Below are 18,532 nucleotides of genomic sequence, written 5' to 3' on the forward strand. Positions count from 1 at the left end.
ATTTGCCGGATTTTGGACTTGCGCCTGCGGCAAGTGAGCATTAATTAGCGCGACACGTTGGGATGTAGCCAAGTGGTAAGGCAACTGTTTTTGGTACAGTGTACCGTAGGTTCGAATCCTACCATCCCAGCCACTTCACACAGACATTGATCGTTTCAGGCCTGCGGGCGGCTGGTGGGTCGTATTGCAGACGCTTTCCGGTACTCTCGGCGCAAAATCTGCGTGGGTGTCTTGCCGCGTCCGCATCTAAGAGAACACAGTGGGCTCTATGGCCCGCCACAAGGCCGGCTTGCGGCGATGTGGCAGTGCATTTCGCAAAGCGCTGTATGCCCGTCTAGCGGTCCGGCGCGGCCATGACAGGGGCTGTTGGCATGCCAGAGGCTGATGCCTTTGTTGTTGGTGCAGGTTCGGGTTGCAGGGGGGGCAAGCGGCAGTAGAGCCAGTAGCAAGTACAGGCGACGGCCCCCATCATCGGGATCAGCAAACCCATCGCGAACAGCGCGTCGCCGATCAATGCGCCGATGCTGCCCACCACCAGACCAGACCCCATCTGGATGAACCCGAGAAGGGATGCCGCGGCGCCTGCCATCTTGCCAAAGGGGGCCAATGCGGCTGTCGACATTGTTGGCATGACGAAGGAAATTCCGAAGGAATACAGGGCAACCGGAAGCATCACGTGTAAAAAGCTGGGCGGCCAGATCAGCAAGGTCGATGTGCCGATACTGCCTGCGGCGATGAACATCAGGCCAGGCAACACGATCCGTTCGGACCCGTAAACGGTCATCAGACGGCGCACCAGTAGCGAACCTGTAAAAAACGCCCCTGACTGTGCCAGCATCGACAATCCGAATTGCGACGGAGACAGGCCGACATCCTGCATCAGGATGAACGGCAGGAATGTTGCCTGCGCATAGACAGCACCCAGTGCGCCACCGATCACAAAGGACGTAGTCAGAAAACGACGGCTTGTCAGCAGCATCCGGTACGAACCGGCCAGCGCGCGAAAGTTCAGGCGGCTGGTGTCACGTACCACGGTTTCCTTCATGGCAAAGACGGTCACACCAATCACGACAAAGCCCAGCACTGTCATCAGCACAAATATCGACCGCCAGCCGAACACGGGCAGCATCAGCCCACCGATAGTGGGCGACAGCGCTGGCCCCAAGGCCAGAATGATCCCGATCAGGTTCATGATCCGCGAGGATTTTTCACCGGTGAACAGATCACGTACCAAAGCCCGTGAAATCGCCACGCCGACCGATGCGCCGATCCCTTGAGCAAAGCGGGCAAAGATTAGCACTTCGACCGACTGGGACAGCATCGCAAGCACGCTGGCGGCGCAATAGAGCAGCATGAACGCGATGGTCACAGGCCGCCGCCCCAGCGCGTCGGACAGTGGCCCCGCGATCAGCTGTGCACAGGCAAAGCCACCAAAATACAGTGTCAGTGTCAGCTTTACGATGGATTCGCTGGTGTTGAAGTGCGCGACCATCTCGGTCATCGCGGGTGTATAAAGCGCCATGGACACCGGCCCGATGGCGACCAGAAGGGCGCCAATAAAGCTGACTTTTCTTTCGGACATTATCGGTTTTGTGGTCATGATCCGGCCTCGGTGCGCGATGTGGCGCGCGCGGTTTCCAGGTTTGCGCGAATGCCAAGGGCAGCGGATTTGAAAGCCGCCACCTGATCTTCGGTCAGCCCTGCAAGTGCCAGTGTGCGAGCCCGTTGACCGGCAATGGCGATGCGGTCCAGCAGACCCTGTGCGGCATCCGTCAGTGTCACGATCTTGGCGCGCCGGTCGGCGGGGTCTGCTGCGCGCTTCACAAGTCCGGCCTTTTCAAGGTTGTCGAGAAAGCCGGTCACACTCATCGGGGCAAGCCCGAGCAATTCGGCTAGAACATTCTGCCGCGTGGCCCCGCAGCGCGCCATATAGACCAACACCCGTGCTTCGGATGTGGTGATGGGCACGTCGGCTTTTTCAATCTCGCGCTCGAAGGTGCCGCGCATCAGGCGGGCAAGGTCGCTGATCAGAAATCCTAGACTATCGGGGGCGATCACTTTGGGATCGGGCGTGTGGGTGGAAAGGGCTGCAGGCATGTGAGTCCTGAATTAGTAAGTGATTCATATTATATTACCTACTTACTATGGGGTGCTCCAAGGTCAATGGGATGCCACAAATTTTCCTGCAGGCCGAGCGGGTTTGCCCTGAAATGTGCATCGCCAAGTAAAATAGGCTTATGCCTCAGTGACGCACATGGTCCGCTGCAAAAAGGTATTAATCCCCGTGCCTCATGTGTGTCCCAGACATACCAAAGCACTTCCTCCGACTGTGGTGTGCGGGCAGGGGCGGCAGCGCGTGGCGGCGCCCGCTTTGCGCCACCGATGGTGGATACATCCCACATCGCGCCGTGCTATACCTATCGCGGGCAGGCGCAGGGTGAAAAAGTGCCGAAGACTACGATCTGCGCATGGAAAACGATCTGGAATCCGGGATTTTACGACTGGATGCACCGGCACATCGTTTGCTTGCGAACAAGACAATGTGCGTCCTGACATCATCGCCGCTGGGGGTTGGCTATCAGCCGATTGGTGCGATGCTGTGTTCGGCTGCGATCTATATGGCGGGCTGACGACACGTGCCAAGAAGATCGGCGGGCGGTTCAGGCAGCGCTTGAACAGGCATTTGGGCAGCATCGCAACGTCGGAGATATTCGCGGCAGGAGCCTGTTTCGTGGCATTAAATTTGTCATGAACCGCAAGGCCAAAGCGCCTTTTCCGGCAGAACGCGTACTGGATAAAGCATTGAAAAAAATAGTTTCGAGGTGGGATTGACCTACTATCCGGTGGGCGGCAATGTTGACGGGCAGTGCGGCGATCACATCCCGCTGGCGCCACCGTTCATTCTGACCGACAGCGATATCGAAGAGATTGTGACCAATCTCGGGCAGGCGATCGACGTGGTGCTATAACGGCGTCAGGCAGGGGGATCGAGGGCAAAATGGGCCTGAAACGGTGCAATGCCACTGCCCGTGGCCCGCGCGGTAACCCCTGCGGTGCCCGATCCGATGGTCATCTGTGCCAACCCGCGCAGGTCCAGCCGTCGGGTGGCCTGTTGTACCGCCGCAAGCAATTGCGCCTTGAGCGGGACGGACAGGCTGGTGTCGATCAGGATGGCTTGTGGATGCAACAGCGCTTGTGCGTTGACACACGCCGTGGCGATGGTGCTGGCAGCGTCAGCCAGCCAACTGTCGAATATTGCCTGCGTTGGGGCGTCAAGCGGGGCACCGTTGTAATAGGCACTTGTTGATAGGCCCACGGTTGTTGTGCGCGATTCAAGGTGGTGCAGTGACGCCGTGTCGATCATCTGCTGTGTGTCCCCCGATGCTGCCCGCTCTGCAGGCATCGATCCGATCGCTCCTGCATGTCCCTCGCCTGAAAACAGCCGTCCCCCCAAGGCGATGCCGCCGCCGATGAATGTGCCGACATAGATATAGACAAAACTGGCATAGGTATTCGGGTTGCCGGTTTTCAACTCGGCCAGACATGCGGCGGCAGCGTCGTTCAGGGCAGTGACAGGCACGGCAAACTGCGCCGCAATTCCGCCCCGCAGATCGGTGTCGCGCCAGTCGGCCATCGTGCCGGTGGGGGCGCCGATGGTGTCTTCCCAATCGGCCAGTGCGTCGGGCAAGGCCAGCCCGATCCCGACAAAGCGGGTGCGTTGGGTGGGGGTCAGATGGTCCAACAGGGTGGCGATGGTGTCATTGATCCTGCCACGCAGGTCCGCCACCTGCGGAAAGTCATAGCGGTGGATCACACGTTCCAGAATGCGGTAATCGAACGACATGCTGACGACCTCCAGCGATCGCCGCCCGAGTTTGACACCGATGGATGTCGCGCCGTCGGGGTTCAGTCGGTAGGGTGTGGATGGTTGTCCGACACGTCCGCGCACGGCCTTGCCCGCCTGCAAGAGCCCCTCGGAAACCAGCCGGTTCACAATCACCGTGGACGACTGCGCAGAAAGGCCGGATGCGCGGGTCAGGTCGGCCTTGCTCATGCTTCCGGCGGCGCGGATCAGGTGCAGGAAAAGCCGGTCGTTGTGGGGTTTCAGCACGCCTGTGGCTGTGTCGGTCGTCATCGGGCCCTCTGGTGTTGTTTGGGGCAGCAAGCCAAATGGATTCGATCAAGTCAATAATTAAATCAAATTGATTTAATTATTGACATCAGAGGCGATTTGACCGCTTTTCAGGCCAGATGACCGCCCGAGGGAGGAGGCCGCAAATGCCAACCAAAGCCGTGATCGCCATTGGCGGCGAAAACCTGATTGATTTTGTCCAGACCGGAGAGGAAGACGGCGCACCGTTGTTCGACACCAACCCCGGTGGTTCGCCTTTCAACGTGGCGGTCGGACTGGCGCGGCAAGGGGTTGAGACACATTACGTCACACCCATTTCCGACGATGATCTGGGCTCAGGGCTGGCAGAGCGGCTGATCGCTTCGGGAGCGATCATCGCAGCACCACGCAGGCCCGAGCCGACATCCCGCGCAGTGGTGATGTTGGAGCAGGGGATACCCACCTATGCCTTTCACCGCGATGGCACCGCCGAGCGTCAGGTGACATCCGACAGCCTCTGGCAGAGCATTCCTGCGGGGGTAACGGCGCTGCACTGCGGATCGCTGGCACTGGCAGACGGGGCGGATGCAGATGCTTGGGTAGAGGTGCTGGCCGAAGCGTCGGCGCGGGGAATGTTCGTGTCGTTCGATCCCAATGTCCGCGCCTCGTTGATCCACGACCGCGCTGCCTATCTGGCACGCGTGGCGCGTGTGATGCAGGTGTCGAACCTGCTAAAGCTGAGCGACGAGGATCTGGGCTGGCTTTATCCCGACATGCCCGAAGAGGACGCAATCGAAACCCTGCGTGCAGCGACCACTGCCGGTCTGGTGGTGCTGACGCGCGGGCCGAAAGATGCGACCGCCTTTGCCAAATCCGCCAAATGCACGGTGCCTGCGCCCCATGTCACACGGCTGGTCGATACAGTGGGCGCAGGCGATACCTTTATGGCGACGGTGCTGGCGACACTAGCGGGGCGCGATGCGCTGTCGGCTGATGCCTTGGATGGCTTGGACAAGGACAGCTTGCGGGTCTTGCTGATGCGCGCAGGGCAGGCGGCGGCGCTGAATTGCGAGCAGTCCGGCTGTAACCCGCCATCGCGATCGGCTATTGACGCGGCATTGGCTGGCTGAGGATTTGCCCGAATGGCGCTTTATCTCGACACTGCGGACCTGAACGCGTGGGATGCGCTGATGCCTACGGGTTTGTTCCACGGCATCACCACCAACCCGCTGCTGGCGGCGCGTGCGGGGCTGGATTACCCCGCGATTGACTGGGCGCAGATTGCCACCCGCGCCCGCGATCTGGGCGCGAAAGAATTGCACGCGCAGGTATATGGTCCGGTGGAAAGCTACATCGACTGGGCGGGCCGTCTCTATGATGCGGGCCGGATGGCAGGGATCGAAACGGTGGTGAAAATACCGCTGGTCGAACCGGCGGTGCGGGTGACGGGGGCGATCCGTGCCTTGGGCGGGCGTGTTCTGATGACGGCCTGCTATGATCCGAAACAGATGTTTGTGGCCAATGCGCTGGGCGCCGATTTTATTGCGCCCTATTTCGGGCGCATGGATGCGGCGGGCATGGACGCCTATGGTGCGCTGGCCCAGATGAAGGCGATACAAGGCACGGGTGAAAAACGCTGTACAATCCTTGTGGCCTCGCTGCGGTCGCCGGAACAGATGGTGCAACTGGCCGCCGAAGGGCAGGACACTTTTACCATCAGCCCCGCCGTGGCACAGGCGCTGCTGGACGATGCCAACAGCGCCGCCGCCTACGCCGAGTTCGAGGCGACCGTCGCGGGCTGATCCGGAACCTTGGCATCCTTGGCCAATGTTGGCGGCGCGGTATTCAGGGTTTCAATCGCAAAACCTGCGGCGGCTTTGTACTTGGCCATGAACTCCTGCCGCTCGGAGGGCGGGATCACAGCGTCGATGTCGTCATATTCACCGTCAGAGCGTTCGTTCAGCATGTTCAGCAAGCCAAATGGACCAGCCCCGCGATTGCGCAGGATCAATTCGGAGATCGGGGCGCAAAGTTGTGCGTCATATGCCGCCAGTGCCTGTGCGGTTACGCCATGCGCAACAAATGCAGCGCCCAGTGCGCGCGCGTCGATCACAGCCTGACTCGCGCCGTTCGAACCGGTGGGATACATCGCGTGCGCCGCATCCCCCATCAGCGCGACAGGGCCATCAACCCAAGTGGACACCGGATCGCGGTCGATCATCGGGTTTTCATAGGCGCTGTCCGAACCACGGATCAGTGCGGGCACGTCCAGCCAATCATACACCCAATCGTCGAAATGGTGGATGAAATCGTCAATCGGCACCTCGCGAAACCAGCCGATGTCGGCGCGGTCCGCCGGATCGTCCTTCGTGACCTCGGCAATCCAGTTGATCAGGGCAAGTCCGGTTTCGGGATCGGGGTGCGAGATCGGATAGATCACCATGCGTTGACGGTGCGTTCCCAGACCCACAAAGGACGATCCGGTGCGGATGGGTTTGGCCAGCGTCGTGCCACGCCACATCACAGCGCCACCCCAGTGGATGGGTGGCTGGTCGGGGTGCATTTGCGCACGCACGCGGCTGTGGATGCCATCGGCTCCGATCAGCAGGGTGCCATCCTCTTGCGAAGTGCTGCCGTCTGCGTGTTCGACAAATGCGGCTACGGCGCCGTTGGCTTGCGTTTCGTATCCCGTAACCTTTGCGCCCAGCCTGATCACATTGTTGCCCGCGCGGTCACGCAAGACCCGTGCCAACAGCATGTGAAACGCGCCCCGATGCATGGCGTATTGCGGCCAGTGATAACCTGCTTCAAGCCCGCGCACTTCGGCATAGATGTCCTGACCGTTCAGCCCGACCATCGCCCATTCGCGGGCGGGCACGCCGACGCTGTCCAGTTCATCCGCCGTCAGTCCCATATCGAAAAGCTCGCGCACCGCGTTGGGCTGTATGTTGATGCCAACCCCCAAGGGCCGCAGGCTGCGCACGCTTTCGAACACCGTACAGTCCACACCGATCTGGTGCAGCGTCAGCGCCAGTGACAGCCCGCCGATGCCGCCGCCTGCAATCAGAACGCGGGTCAATTCAGCAGTACCGGAATTTGCACCGGACCGCGAAAGCCGAAGCCGCGCCAGATCACATCGTTGATGTCGGGAATGCTCATGTCGGGAAAGCGGTCAAACAGCAGTGGCAGCATCACCTGGCCCACCGCGCGACGCGCCACATGGGTGCCTTGGCAAAAATGCGGGCCGTTGCCAAAGGCTTGATGCTGGTTCTTGTCACGGTACACAATGAAATCCTCGCCGTTTTCGTACAGATCCTCGTCGCGGCATGCACTGGCCTGTATGGTCATGACCGTGTCGCCCTTGGGGATGTGATAGCCGCGAATTTCCGTGTCTTCCAGCACCAGTCGGGCCGAGGCCTGAATTGGTGCAACCCAACGCACACCTTCTTCAAAGGCTTTGTCCCAATCCGCGTTGCGTTTGACCTCTTCCAGCTGGTCGGGGTTGGTCAGCAGGCCGTAAATGATGGTGTTCAGCGCATCACGCGGCTCATTGATGCCGCCACCGATGGCGATTTTGATGTTGGAGTATATCTGACTGGTTTCGATCGGGTCATCGGCGTTCAGCATGACCGAAAGCGCAGAGTTGTTCGGGTTGGCGCGGTGGCGGTCCTGAAGCAGGTCCATAAGTGCGTTCATCTCAATATTGGCATGGTCCGAGATGGCAAAAATATCTTCCTTCCAGCCGAAGTTGCCAGCGCCCGTGATTAATGCCTGTGACCAGTATTGCATCTGGTCATCCGTGGCCCCGTCCGGTCCGTCCAGACCCAGCAGCACGGCAAGCCCGCGCGCGGCATAGGGACCGGCGAGCGCGGGAAACAGATCGACAACCTCGCCGCGTGGCAGGCGGGCGACATATTCTTCGGCGATCTGTTGATAGCGCGGCATCCAGTCGTTCATGATCACTTTGGGCGCAAAGGCAGGCGCCATCGCCATCCGCTCGCGCTTGTGTGCTTCGCCATCCTTGCGCATCAACGTATGCGCCTGAAAGGCCCGCTTCATCGGTGTATTGGGATCGTTCGAACTGAAAATCTCGGGGGTGTCTTTGACGTATTTGGTGTCTTCGGCTTTGGTCAGCAGGGTGCGGCCGACGGATTTTACGCGCAGCACCGGCGTTTCAGTACGCAGGCGGCGGTAGATGGGGTAAGGATCGCGATCTAGCTGCTCCAGCGTGATCGTCTCGTCCAGAGGCGCAAGGGTGCTCATGTGGCAAGCCCCCGTGATGGTCGTGCATCATATGTCATCGGCATTGTCGGTTTCCTCCCAGAACCAATGTTGTACCGGCGCGGATTGCCTGCACCGGCAAGGATCTGTCACACGGTTTCACCCAGCAGGCGCAGTGCGTTTTCTTTCAGGATCAGCGGGCGCACTTCGTCTTTGAACGGGGCCGCCTCGAAATCTGCCAGCCAGCGGTCAGGTGTAATAGCAGGCCAGTCCGAACCGAACAGCATCTTTTTTTTCAGGATCGAGTTGGCATAGCGGATGAATGTTTCGGGGAAGTATTTGGGTGACCAGCCGGACATGTCATAATAGACGTTGGGCTTGTGCTGGGCGACGGCCAGACCTTCTTCGGTCCAGGGGAACGACGGGTGTGCCAGAATGATCTTCATGTCGGGGAAATCCACCGCCACGTCGTCCAGATACATCGGGTTGGAATACTTCAGACGCATCCCCATCCCGCCGCGCATGCCTGATCCGACACCGGTCTGTCCGGTGTGGAACAGGGTGATCACACCCTCTTCGGCACAGGCCTCGAGCACGGTGTAGCAGGCCTCGCGGTCGTTGGGATAAAAGCCTTGCATGGTCGGGTGAAACTTGAACCCGCGTACACCAAAATCGCGCACCAGCCGGCGCACTTCCCGCGCGCCGGCCTTGCCCTTGTGCGGATCGACCGAGGCGAAGGGGATCAGGATGTCGTCATTTTCTGCGCAGATGCCTGCAACTTCTTCATTGGAATAACGGCGAAAGCCTGTCTCGCGCTCGGCGTCCACGGGAAAGATCACCGCGGCGATGTTCAGGTTGCGGTAATAGGCGGCTGTATCCTGCACCGTGGGCAACATGCCTTTGGCACCCGCCGGATTCTTGAAATAGGCGGCCATGCCAGCCTGAAATTCGTTATAACCATCATCACGGTGGTCGCAGCATGGCTCTTCAGCGTGCGTATGAAAGTCGATCGCGCGAACGGATGCAAAATCTACCAAGAATCAATCCTCCCTCGGGTTTGTCGCAAGTGTAACACTAAAAACGCTATGCTGTGTAACAATTACAGTCTATAACACTTTTAACATTTTTTACAGGGAGGGGATTCTCGTGGCCAGCGATACAGCCAAAACAAGCGTGACCCGCATCGAGATCGAAGACGACATCGCGACCATCATCTTTGACCGCCCGGAAAAGCGCAATGCCATGAACGATGCGCTGGTGGCGGCGTTGGACGACTTTTTTGCCCATCCGCCCGAAGGCGTGCGCGCGGTAATCCTGTATGGTGAGGGCGGGCATTTTTGTTCAGGTCTGGACTTGTCGGAGCACGAGCATCGCAATCCCGAACAGACAGTATATCATTCGCGCAACTGGCACCGCGTGGCAGACGCCATCGAATATGGCGGCCTGCCGGTGATCGCGGCGATGACTGGTGCCGTTATTGGCGGCGGGCTGGAAATCGCGACCTCGGCGCATGTACGCATTGCCGAACCATCGGTGCGGTTCCAATTGCCCGAGGGCCGCCGCGGCATCTTTGTCGGCGGCGGTGCGACTGTTCGTGTGGGCCGGATCATCGGCGCGGACCGTATGCGCGAAATGATGCTGACGGGCCGCAACTACGGAGCCGAAGACGGGCTGCGTATGGGGCTGGCGCATTATTCCGTGGGCGAGGGCGAGGCCCTGCCGCTGGCAAAAAAGCTGGCGCGCGAAGTGGCGGATAATGCACCCTTCTCGAATTACCTGATGATTCAGGCCATCGGGCGTATTGGCGATATGGCCCGCTCGGACGGTCTGTTCACCGAAAGTCTGGCCGCTGCGATGTCGCAGACATCGGCGGGCGCTCAGGAAGGACTGCGAGCATTCTTGGAGAAACGCCCGCCGGATTTCCGCAAGAAATAAGCCGGTAAAACCGGTAAAACGATCATCTTCAGGGAGGAAACAAGATGAACAAACGCACACTAATTATCGGGGCAGCTGCGGCTGTTGCCATGTTGCCGGGACTGGCATTCGCGCAAGAAGTCACTTTGCGCCTGCACCAGTTTCTACCCCCAGTGGCCACAGTGCCTGCCAAAATTCTCAAGCCTTGGGGCGAAGAAGTGACGGCTGCATCGGATGGCCGCATCGTTATCCAGCACTTTGACGCGATGGCATTGGGCGGGCGTCCACCCGAACTGCTGGATCAGGCGCGTGATGGCGTGGTCGATCTGGCGATGACGGTGGTGGGCTATACCCCCGGACGCTATCCGCGCACCGAGGTGTTCGAACTGCCGTTCATGATGAAAGACCCCATCGGCACCTCGCGTGCCTTTTGGGAAATGGTCGAGAGCGACTTTCAGCAAAGCGAATATCAGGACGTCAAAGTTCTGGGCGCATGGGTGCACGGGCCCGGTGTGATCCACACCAAGGACCCGATGACCAAGCTGGAAGACATGCAGGGCAAAACCCTGCGCGGCCCGACCCGTGTGATCAACGAGATGCTGTCCGAACTGGGTGCCACGCCCGTCGGTATGCCGCTGCCCGCGATCCCCGAGGCGCTGTCCAAGGGCGTCGTAAATGGTACCGTAATCCCGTGGGAAGTGACCCCCTCGATCCGTCTGACAGAACTGGTCAGCAACCATGCCGAATTCTCGGGCGACGAGGCGTTGTACACCGCCACCATTGTTCTGGTGATGAACCAGGCAAAGTATGACGCGCTGCCCGATGATCTCAAAGCGATCCTGGACGAGAAATCCGGCGCTGCCCTGTCGACATTCGCCGCCGAGGTGATGTTCGAGTATGACAAGCCCGGTCGTGACATCGCGGTCGAGGCGGGCAACACCATCACGTTGCTCGACGAAGCCGAAGTGGCCCGTTGGAAGGATGCGGCACAGCCCGTTATCAATCGCTGGGTTGCCGAGATGGACGGCAAAGGCATCGACGGTCAGGCTCTGATTGATCAGGCCAAAGGTTTGATCGACCAATACTCCAACTAAGCTCGGGCGCGGCGTGCCCTTGTTCGGGGCACGCCGGTCGCCGCCTGCGGGGCAGCTTCAATGTATATGACAGCTTATAAATTAACCGACGCGCTTGCGCGGTGGATGGCGTTGCTGGCGGGTCTGGTCCTGCTGGTGGTCGTCGTTCTGACCTGTGTGTCCATCGCCGGGCGGGCGTTGTTGCCCTTGAACATCGGGGTCGGCCCTATCAATGGCATCTACGATCTGACCGAAATCGGGGTAGGTGCAGCGATTTTCGGCTTTCTGCCGTGGTGCCAGTTGCAGCGCAGCCATGCTGCCGTTGATCTGTTCAAGCCGGTCTATGGAACCACGCTGAACCGGGTGCTGGACGTGATCGTCGATCTTGGCATGTTGGTGGCCGCCGCGCTGATCGCGTGGCGGCTGTATCTGGGAATGTTGGACAAGCTGCGCTACGGCGAGACGACATTCATCATGCAATTGCCTGTCTGGTGGGGCTATGCCGCCTGCCTTGTGGGGGCGGCGGCCTTTGCCCATGTCGCCGTCTTTTGCGTGATCCGGTCCCTTCGCGGCCTGACCGGACGCCACGATCCAACCGAGGAATTTGCAGCATGAGCAATTTTGAACTGGCGCTTTGGTCTTTCCCGGTGCTGCTGATCCTGATCTTTATCCGCATCCCGATTGCGCTGGCGATGCTAGCCGTGGGTTTTGGCGGGTCATATCTGGTGATCGGCTCGCCGATGATGATGATGAACCAGCTCAAAACGCTGACCTATGGCACCTTCTCGAACTACTCGTACTCGATCATTCCGCTGTTTTTGCTGATGGGGCAGTTTGCCACCCTTTCTGGCATGTCGGCCTCGTTGTTTCGTGCCGCTGAAAGTTTTCTTGGGCATCGTCGCGGAGGCGTGGCGATGTCGGCCATCGGCGCCTGTGCAGGTTTTGGGGCGATTTGCGGGTCGTCGCTGGCAACCGCGGCGACGATGGGGCAGGTGGCCTTGCCTGAAATGCGCCGCTATGGCTATCCCGGCTCTCTGTCGACTGGCGCGCTGGCAGCTGGCGGGACATTGGGCATTTTGATCCCGCCTTCGGTGATCTTGGTGATCTATGCTATTCTGGCCGAGCAAAACATCGAAAAGCTGTTCATCGCGGCCCTGATCCCCGGCATACTGGCGGCTGCGGGTTATATGATGGCAATATCAATCTGGGTGCGCGTGTCGCCCAACTCTGCCGCTGTGCGTCCGCGCGTGCCGTGGTCGGAACGGATGGTGGCGCTGGGCAAGGTCTGGCCGGTTCTGACGATCTTTCTGGTGGTCGTGGGGGGCATCTACCTGGGCGTCTTCACCCCGACCGAAGCTGCGGCCGTCGGTGCGGCGGGCACCGGATTGATCAGCGTCGCATCTGGCCAGATGTCGTGGGACAAGCTCAAGCAGGCGATCTTGTCCACGGCATCGTCCACCGCGATGATCTTTCTGATCATCCTCGGGGCGGGGCTCTACAACAGCTTTTTGGCGCTGACGCAGCTTCCGCAGTCGTCATCGGCATGGGTTGCAGAGCAGGGGTTGAACCCGTGGCTGGTGCTGACCGCGGTGCTGGTGATGTATCTTGTCTTTGGCTGCATCATGGATTCGCTGTCGATGGTGCTGCTGACGGTGCCAATCATCTATCCGATCATGGTGGTGCTGGATTTCGGCATGTCACCCAGCGACTTTGGCCTGTGGTTCGGTATCCTGGTGCTGATCGTGGTCGAGGTGGGACTGATCACGCCACCAGTGGGTATGAACCTGTTCATCATCAATTCGATGGCGCGTGATGTTCCCATCGGTCAGACCTATCGCGGGGCGATGCCCTTTGTGCTGACAGATATGATCCGCGTGGTGATCCTGACCGCGTTTCCGGCGGTGACCTTGTCGCTGGTCTGGCTGATTGACTATCTGGTGCCATAGGGCCGCGCATTTTCAAACGCAAAACGCCGCGCAGATGAAGCGCGGCGTTCTTGTTATGAACCTGTGTTTCAGGCGATGAAAATGCCCTCGCCACCCGCATAAAGCCGTTCAACCAGCGCAGTGCGCCCCACCCGCAAGGCGCGTTGGTTAAGCGACCCTTTTTCGGTGATCTCGCCACGGTCGAGACTGGGCGGTTCGTCCAGCACCACGGCACGGCGCACACGGCTGGCCGATCCGGTGGCATTGGCGGCAGCCGCACTCAGCTTTTCCTGCAATTGTGCAGCCAGCGTATCTGCATCCATCGCCGCCGCAGCTTCGGACAGCCACAACAACGCACCCAGTTGCGCCTGATCTTCACCGACGATCACCGCGTCGCGGATCAACCCGTCCATCGCATCCACCAAACTGGCCCGCACAGCGCCCACGGCAACCCAAGTACCGGTCGTCAGTTTGAAATTCTCTGCCAGCCGACCGTCGAAAAAGAACCCTTTGGAAAAGTCGTCGGGATCAGCAGGGCGCAGGGCGTCACCAAAGCAGTAGAAGCCTTCTTCGTCAAAGACCTCTGCGGTTTTAGCAGCGTCACCAAAGTAACCCGGCATGATATTGGGGCCTTTGACCCGCGCCTCGAGCTTGCCGGAGTTTGGCACCAGTTTCAGGGTCATGCCGCGCGCAGGCACGCCGATGTTTCCAGACTGGTCCTGCAAATCGGTGATCGCAAGCGCAAAGGGCGAAGTTTCGGTGGCCCCCAACCCCGTTGCCAACAGAACGTCGCGGCCTGTCACCTTGCGGCCCAATGCCGACAGACGGTCCCATGTCCGCTGCGACATGCTGGCGCCAGCATAGAACAACATGCCAAGCTTGGAAAAAAAGGTGCGCGCCATCTCGGGGTCGGTCTCAAGTTCATCAATCAGCATGTCGTAGCCGACCGGCACGTTGAAGTACCACGTACACGAGATTTCACGCAGATTGCGCAGGGTGTCCGCGAATTTGCCCGGTACGGGGCGGCCATCGTCGATGTAATAGGTGCCCCCATTGGTCAGGACCAGATAGCTGACCTTGTTGCCCGCCGCCGTGTGGTTCCAGGGTGCCCAGTCCAGCACCACGGGGGGCTGGTCTGTCAAAAAGCGGTAGCAATCGCGGATCATCGCCTGACTGGCCGCGATCATCGCGTTGGTGTTGATCACTGCCTTTGGCGATCCGGTCGAGCCTGAGGTGAACAGATATTTTGCCACTGTCTGGGGTGTCAGGGCGGCGCGGGCCTCGGTGGCACCTGCGGGGTGATACTCCAGCAGCGCGTCGAACGACACTGCGCCGTCCGCGACATTGCGCGCGTTGATCACCGCACGGTCGTCAGCTGAAATTGCCGCGACAGCTTTGGCATAGGCCGCCCCGTCATCGGCAAAGATGGCTCCGGGGTTCAGCAAGGCCGCGATATCCTTGATTTTACTGTGATCCTCGGAGACCAGGGAATAGGCCGTGGCCAAAGGTGCGTAGGGTACGCCCACATAGATCGCGGCCATCCCCAACAAGGCATGTTCAAGACTATTCTCGGATAGGATCAGCAAGGGCCGGTCCGGCCCCAGACCAAGGTCCAGCAGCGCCGCACCCAGCCTGCGAACCATGTCCTGTGCCAGCACATAAGAGATCTCGCGCCACTCGCCGCTTTCGTTGCGGCGCGCGATCCATGTGCGTTCAGGTGCTACGGACGCCCAGTGATCCAGATAGTCGGCCAACACCTGCGGATGCTCTTCCAGAGCCTCTTGTTGGCGCATCAGTACGCTGCCGTCGGGGCGGGTTTCATAGTCGAAGGTCGGGGCCCAAAAGCGGGGCTGTTCCACGGTCGGGCTCCTTACCGTGGTGCCATACGGATCGCACCATCCAGACGGATGACCTCGCCGTTCAGCATCGGATTGTCGACGATGTGGCATGCCAGTTTGGCATACTCCGACGGATGACCCAGACGCGATGGGAACGGCACCTGTTTGCCCAGCGAATCCTGCACGTCCTGCGGCAGACCTTCCAGTAGTGGCGTCAGGAACAGCCCCGGTGCGATGGTGCAGACGCGCACGCCCTTGTCCGCCAGATCGCGGGCCATCGGCAGGGTCATGCCCACGATGCCGCCCTTGGACGCGGCATAGGCCACTTGACCGATTTGCCCGTCGTAGGCGGCTACCGAAGCCGTGTTGATAATCACGCCGCGCGCGCCATCAGGGGCGGCAGGCTCGGCTGCGACCATGCGGACCGCGACCTGGCTGGCACAGTTGAACGAGCCGATCAGGTTGACGCGGATGGTTTTGTCGAACATCGCGGGATCGTGGGCCGCGCCGCGCGATACGGTCTTGGCTGCAGGGCCGATGCCTGCGCAGTTCACCAGAACGCGCGGTGTGCCCAACCGTGCCTCGACGGCGTCCAGACCTGCGGTGACGCTGGCCGGATCGGACACATCCACACTGTGGAACATGCCGCCCAACTCGGTGGCCAATGCGTCACCGGCCTCCTTGTTCAAATCGAACAGGGCGACCTTCATGCCGGTTTCAGCCAATGCACGCGCAGTGGCCGCCCCCAAACCCGAAGCGCCGCCAGTCACAATCGCAACGCTGTCTTTCCAAATACTCATGTGATCACTCTCCCTTTTCCCTGATCTTTTTCAACAAGTGCACAAGCTGTTCACGCTCCTCGGTGTTCAGCATGTGTAAAACTCTGTTTTCGTGGTCGTGGACCAACTCAAGCGCAACCTCATAGGCCTGCACGCCTGCCTCTGTCGGTGACAGTGCCTGAATGCGCCGGTCTTGCGGCACGGCCACACGACGCAGGTATCCGCGCCCTTCCAATTCGTCGACAATGGCCACCAGCCCCGACCGTTCTATCCCCAGTCGCCGCGCCAGATCGCTTTGGGTCAGGTTCGGTGTCTCGACCACAAAGGTCAGCGCCGAAAACACACGCGGGCTTAGCCCGTGGTCGCCCATCACGGAACGGTAGTCACTTTGCAAGACCACATAGGCCCGCTTGAGGTTGTATCCCACCAGCGATTCCAGTGCCATTTCGGACTGGCCCGCCTCGGTCGTGCGGGCTTTTCGTTGGCTGCGTGTCATGACATCCTTACCTCATGGGGTCGTGGAACTGTCCACTGTGGACAGCAGCACGATCGTTTACTAGGTTAACAATTATCGAATGCGAGAGGCCCTGTCTATGAAATTACTGAAACCGACGCTGGAACATGTTTGCACGCTGGGCGTGGAGCTGGGTTCGATCCGCGAGTTGGGTCAGGGTCGGGCAGGGGCGCGGCGGATTATTCCGATCATTGGCGGTACTGTTTCGGGGCCGCAGCTGAATGGCAAGATCATGAACGTCGGAGCTGACTGGCAGACTGTTTTCGACAGTGGCATGGCCGAACTTGATACACGCTATGCGATGGAAACTGATGATGGTGCGGTGATCGAGATTATCAACTATGGGTATCGCGATGGGGCACCCGAAGTTCTGGCCGCTCTTGGTCGGGGCGAGCCTGTGCCGCCCGAAGACTACTATATGCGCACCCATGCGCGGCTGGAAACGGGCGATGCGCGGTATGAGTGGGTGAACCGCACGTTGTTCGTGGGAACCGGCGCGCGCAACAAATCTTCGGTCAAGGTCGAGTTGTACGCGCTGCGCTAAGGCAAATCACTCGTGGATTTCGTCAGGGGTCACACCCCAAAGCCGTGATTTGGGGGCCCAGCCACGATAGCCGCCTGCCGTCAGCCAGCACCATTCGGGGACACATTCGCCCAGCCGCGCGATCACACCGTTTTCCAATACCGCTGCGGTGGGTGCCTCGGGGTCGGGGCGGCTGTGTAGGGCCATCATGTCCTGTTCGACGATCACGGTGCGTGTGCCTGACAGTAGCGAATAATGCACCCAGCCTCCCAGCCCGTCGCGGTCTTCGACGCGACGCCAGTGGCCGTGCTCAGCGGTGATCTGCAAAGGCATATCGCGGCGTTTGAACACCCAGTCGATCCGGTGCGTCAGCGACGGTCCGCGCCGCACGTTGCCTTCGGCGGCTTTCATCGAAACAAAGCGGGGCAGGGGCAGGTTTGTCACCTGTCCTTTGTCTGCTGCCTGTGCGCTGCCAATGGTGCCCAGTTGCAGCGCGAATGCCGCACAGACCACACCCGTTTGAATTCTTTTCAGGAATCCTGCCATAGCTGCCTCATATAGTGGGCGCGGGTTCTTGTGCCTCGCGCTCTCATCGGCCACCATAGCGCGGCGCGATACTGTGCGCCAAGTCCGGGAGGTGCCGAATGGCAAAGGAACGTCTGAGTGTTGTCGTTACGCGACGGTTGCCCGAAGCGGTCGAAGCACGGCTGAGCGAATTATTCGATACCACCTTGCGCGAGGACGACACGCCTATGACGCGTGAGGAATTGTCCAAGGCTATGAAAACGACGGACGTTCTGGTGCCGACGATTACCGACCAGATTGACGCCGCGATGATCGCGCAAGCCGGTGACAGGCTGAAACTGATCGCGAATTATGGTGCGGGGGTGGACAATATTGATGTCGCCACGGCCCGCCAACGCGGCGTGCTGGTGTCAAACACCCCCGGAGTGTTGACCGATGATACCGCCGATATGACGATGGGGCTGATTCTGGCCGTGACGCGCCGGATGCCCGAAGGGCTGGCTGCCATGCAATCGGGTACATGGCAGGGCTGGGCACCGACCGCTTTTCTGGGCGGACGTATCGCCGGCCGCCGTCTGGGAATTCTGGGTATGGGGCGCATCGGTCAGGCTGTGGCCCGCCGTGCCGCTGCTTTTGGCATGCAGGTGCATTACCACAACCGCCGCCGCCTGCGCACCGAGATCGAAGAGGCCCTGCAAGCGACCTATTGGGACAGTCTGGACCAGATGGTGGCCCGCATGGATGTGCTGTGCGTCAACTGTCCGTCGACGCCATCGACATTCCATCTGATGAACGCGCGCCGGTTGAAGCTGATGAAGCCCGATGCGGTTCTGGTGAACACATCGCGTGGCGAAGTGGTGGACGAGAACGCACTGACGCGCATGCTGCGGTCGGGGGACATCGCCGGTGCGGGGCTGGACGTCTACGAGAATGGCACCGACATCAACCCGCGCCTGCGCGAACTGCCCAATGTGGTGTTGCTGCCGCATATGGGGTCGGCCACGCGGGAAAGCCGGTTGGAGATGGGCGAGAAGGTGATCATCAATATCAAAACCTTCGACGACGGTCATCGCCCGCCGGATCAGGTTGTGCCGTCCATGCTTTGAGCC

At 60.1% G+C, this 18,532-nt stretch carries 20 protein-coding genes and 1 tRNA gene; 11 read left to right on the forward strand and 10 right to left on the reverse strand.

What is annotated here, in order from left to right; translation table 11 throughout:
- Window positions 1–58: 58 nt before the first annotated feature.
- A tRNA-Gln gene (locus SULPSESMR1_RS01425) sits at window positions 59–133 on the forward strand.
- A 201-nt stretch (window positions 134–334) separates the two neighbouring features.
- On the opposite strand, the gene SULPSESMR1_RS01430 is transcribed toward SULPSESMR1_RS01425, so the two are convergent.
- Both SULPSESMR1_RS01430 and SULPSESMR1_RS01435 read right to left on the reverse strand, forming a co-directional pair.
- Window positions 335–1,582, reverse strand: a complete 1,248-nt coding sequence (locus SULPSESMR1_RS01430; RefSeq protein WP_089422073.1) for a multidrug effflux MFS transporter — start codon at window positions 1,580–1,582, stop codon at window positions 335–337.
- A gap of 14 nt (window positions 1,583–1,596) precedes the next feature.
- Window positions 1,597–2,097, reverse strand: coding sequence for a MarR family winged helix-turn-helix transcriptional regulator (locus tag SULPSESMR1_RS01435; RefSeq protein WP_089419224.1), 501 nt, complete (start codon window positions 2,095–2,097; stop codon window positions 1,597–1,599).
- 371 nt (window positions 2,098–2,468) lie between these two features.
- Here SULPSESMR1_RS01435 and SULPSESMR1_RS24875 point away from each other — a divergent pair, with 371 nt between their 5' ends.
- Together SULPSESMR1_RS24875 and SULPSESMR1_RS24880 are read left to right on the forward strand one after the other, a co-directional pair.
- The gene (locus tag SULPSESMR1_RS24875; RefSeq protein ID WP_157728950.1) at window positions 2,469–2,630 is read left to right on the forward strand and encodes a hypothetical protein; all 162 of its coding nucleotides are present in this window, start codon (window positions 2,469–2,471) and stop codon (window positions 2,628–2,630) included.
- Window positions 2,631–2,828: 198 nt separating this feature from the next.
- A complete protein-coding gene (locus SULPSESMR1_RS24880) occupies window positions 2,829–2,969 on the forward strand; it encodes a hypothetical protein (protein WP_157728951.1) in 141 nt (46 codons plus the stop codon).
- A gap of 5 nt (window positions 2,970–2,974) precedes the next feature.
- Here the strand turns inward: SULPSESMR1_RS24880 and SULPSESMR1_RS01440 are convergent, their stop codons facing one another.
- On the reverse strand, window positions 2,975–4,135 hold the full coding sequence (locus SULPSESMR1_RS01440) for an ROK family transcriptional regulator (protein ID WP_089419225.1): 1,161 nt from the start codon (window positions 4,133–4,135) through the stop codon (window positions 2,975–2,977).
- Window positions 4,136–4,278: 143 nt separating this feature from the next.
- Here SULPSESMR1_RS01440 and SULPSESMR1_RS01445 point away from each other — a divergent pair, with 143 nt between their 5' ends.
- Together SULPSESMR1_RS01445 and SULPSESMR1_RS01450 are read left to right on the forward strand one after the other, a co-directional pair.
- Window positions 4,279–5,241 (forward strand): PfkB family carbohydrate kinase, encoded by a 963-nt coding sequence (locus SULPSESMR1_RS01445; protein WP_157728952.1) that lies wholly within the window; start codon window positions 4,279–4,281, stop codon window positions 5,239–5,241.
- 12 nt (window positions 5,242–5,253) lie between these two features.
- Entirely contained in the window at window positions 5,254–5,913 is a 660-nt protein-coding gene (locus SULPSESMR1_RS01450; RefSeq protein WP_089419227.1) for a transaldolase family protein, read from the forward strand.
- Here the strand turns inward: SULPSESMR1_RS01450 and SULPSESMR1_RS01455 are convergent.
- The 3 genes from SULPSESMR1_RS01455 to SULPSESMR1_RS01465 form a co-directional block, all read right to left on the reverse strand.
- Entirely contained in the window at window positions 5,880–7,190 is a 1,311-nt protein-coding gene (locus tag SULPSESMR1_RS01455; RefSeq protein ID WP_198362832.1) for a flavin-dependent oxidoreductase, read from the reverse strand. The genes SULPSESMR1_RS01450 and SULPSESMR1_RS01455 overlap by 34 nt on opposite strands.
- Window positions 7,187–8,374 (reverse strand): cytochrome P450, encoded by a 1,188-nt coding sequence (locus SULPSESMR1_RS01460; protein WP_089419228.1) that lies wholly within the window; start codon window positions 8,372–8,374, stop codon window positions 7,187–7,189. Before SULPSESMR1_RS01460 ends, SULPSESMR1_RS01455 begins: the two co-directional genes overlap by 4 nt.
- Before the next feature lie 107 nt (window positions 8,375–8,481).
- Window positions 8,482–9,369 carry an amidohydrolase family protein gene (locus tag SULPSESMR1_RS01465; protein WP_089419229.1) on the reverse strand — a complete coding sequence of 296 codons (888 nt, stop codon included), beginning with the start codon at window positions 9,367–9,369 and terminating at the stop codon, window positions 8,482–8,484.
- Between the two features lie 109 nt (window positions 9,370–9,478).
- Here SULPSESMR1_RS01465 and SULPSESMR1_RS01470 point away from each other — a divergent pair, with 109 nt between their 5' ends.
- The 4 genes from SULPSESMR1_RS01470 to SULPSESMR1_RS01485 are packed head-to-tail and all read left to right on the forward strand — an operon-like array spanning window position 9,479 to window position 13,265.
- Window positions 9,479–10,267: a crotonase/enoyl-CoA hydratase family protein gene (locus tag SULPSESMR1_RS01470; protein ID WP_089419230.1), complete on the forward strand. Its 789-nt coding sequence runs from the start codon at window positions 9,479–9,481 to the stop codon at window positions 10,265–10,267.
- Between the two features lie 44 nt (window positions 10,268–10,311).
- Window positions 10,312–11,340: a TRAP transporter substrate-binding protein gene (locus tag SULPSESMR1_RS01475; protein ID WP_089419231.1), complete on the forward strand. Its 1,029-nt coding sequence runs from the start codon at window positions 10,312–10,314 to the stop codon at window positions 11,338–11,340.
- A 60-nt stretch (window positions 11,341–11,400) separates the two neighbouring features.
- Window positions 11,401–11,934 (forward strand): TRAP transporter small permease, encoded by a 534-nt coding sequence (locus SULPSESMR1_RS01480; protein ID WP_240311507.1) that lies wholly within the window; start codon window positions 11,401–11,403, stop codon window positions 11,932–11,934.
- Complete coding sequence (locus SULPSESMR1_RS01485; RefSeq protein ID WP_089419232.1) at window positions 11,931–13,265, forward strand: TRAP transporter large permease; 1,335 nt, start codon at window positions 11,931–11,933, stop codon at window positions 13,263–13,265. Before SULPSESMR1_RS01480 ends, SULPSESMR1_RS01485 begins: the two co-directional genes overlap by 4 nt.
- 68 nt (window positions 13,266–13,333) lie before the next feature.
- Here SULPSESMR1_RS01485 and SULPSESMR1_RS01490 read toward each other — a convergent pair whose 3' ends face one another.
- From SULPSESMR1_RS01490 to SULPSESMR1_RS01500, 3 genes are read right to left on the reverse strand one after another with little or no spacing between them, the layout of a single operon-like run.
- Window positions 13,334–15,103, reverse strand: a complete 1,770-nt coding sequence (locus SULPSESMR1_RS01490) for a feruloyl-CoA synthase (RefSeq protein WP_240311506.1) — start codon at window positions 15,101–15,103, stop codon at window positions 13,334–13,336.
- Window positions 15,104–15,114: 11 nt separating this feature from the next.
- Window positions 15,115–15,882, reverse strand: a complete 768-nt coding sequence (locus SULPSESMR1_RS01495; RefSeq protein ID WP_089419234.1) for an SDR family NAD(P)-dependent oxidoreductase — start codon at window positions 15,880–15,882, stop codon at window positions 15,115–15,117.
- A gap of 4 nt (window positions 15,883–15,886) precedes the next feature.
- Window positions 15,887–16,357 carry a MarR family winged helix-turn-helix transcriptional regulator gene (locus SULPSESMR1_RS01500; RefSeq protein ID WP_089419235.1) on the reverse strand — a complete coding sequence of 157 codons (471 nt, stop codon included), beginning with the start codon at window positions 16,355–16,357 and terminating at the stop codon, window positions 15,887–15,889.
- 97 nt (window positions 16,358–16,454) lie between these two features.
- On the opposite strand from SULPSESMR1_RS01500, the gene SULPSESMR1_RS01505 reads away from it, so the two are divergent.
- Window positions 16,455–16,919 carry a DUF3237 domain-containing protein gene (locus SULPSESMR1_RS01505; protein ID WP_089419236.1) on the forward strand — a complete coding sequence of 155 codons (465 nt, stop codon included), beginning with the start codon at window positions 16,455–16,457 and terminating at the stop codon, window positions 16,917–16,919.
- Between the two features lie 6 nt (window positions 16,920–16,925).
- Here the strand turns inward: SULPSESMR1_RS01505 and SULPSESMR1_RS01510 are convergent, their stop codons facing one another.
- On the reverse strand, window positions 16,926–17,444 hold the full coding sequence (locus SULPSESMR1_RS01510) for an SH3 domain-containing protein (RefSeq protein ID WP_089419237.1): 519 nt from the start codon (window positions 17,442–17,444) through the stop codon (window positions 16,926–16,928).
- Between the two features lie 98 nt (window positions 17,445–17,542).
- On the opposite strand from SULPSESMR1_RS01510, the gene SULPSESMR1_RS01515 reads away from it, so the two are divergent.
- A complete protein-coding gene (locus SULPSESMR1_RS01515; RefSeq protein ID WP_089419238.1) occupies window positions 17,543–18,529 on the forward strand; it encodes a 2-hydroxyacid dehydrogenase in 987 nt (328 codons plus the stop codon).
- The last annotated feature ends 3 nt before the right edge of the window (window positions 18,530–18,532 follow it).

This window comes from Pseudosulfitobacter pseudonitzschiae, from assembly GCF_002222635.1.
Classification (GTDB): domain Bacteria; phylum Pseudomonadota; class Alphaproteobacteria; order Rhodobacterales; family Rhodobacteraceae; genus Pseudosulfitobacter; species Pseudosulfitobacter pseudonitzschiae_A.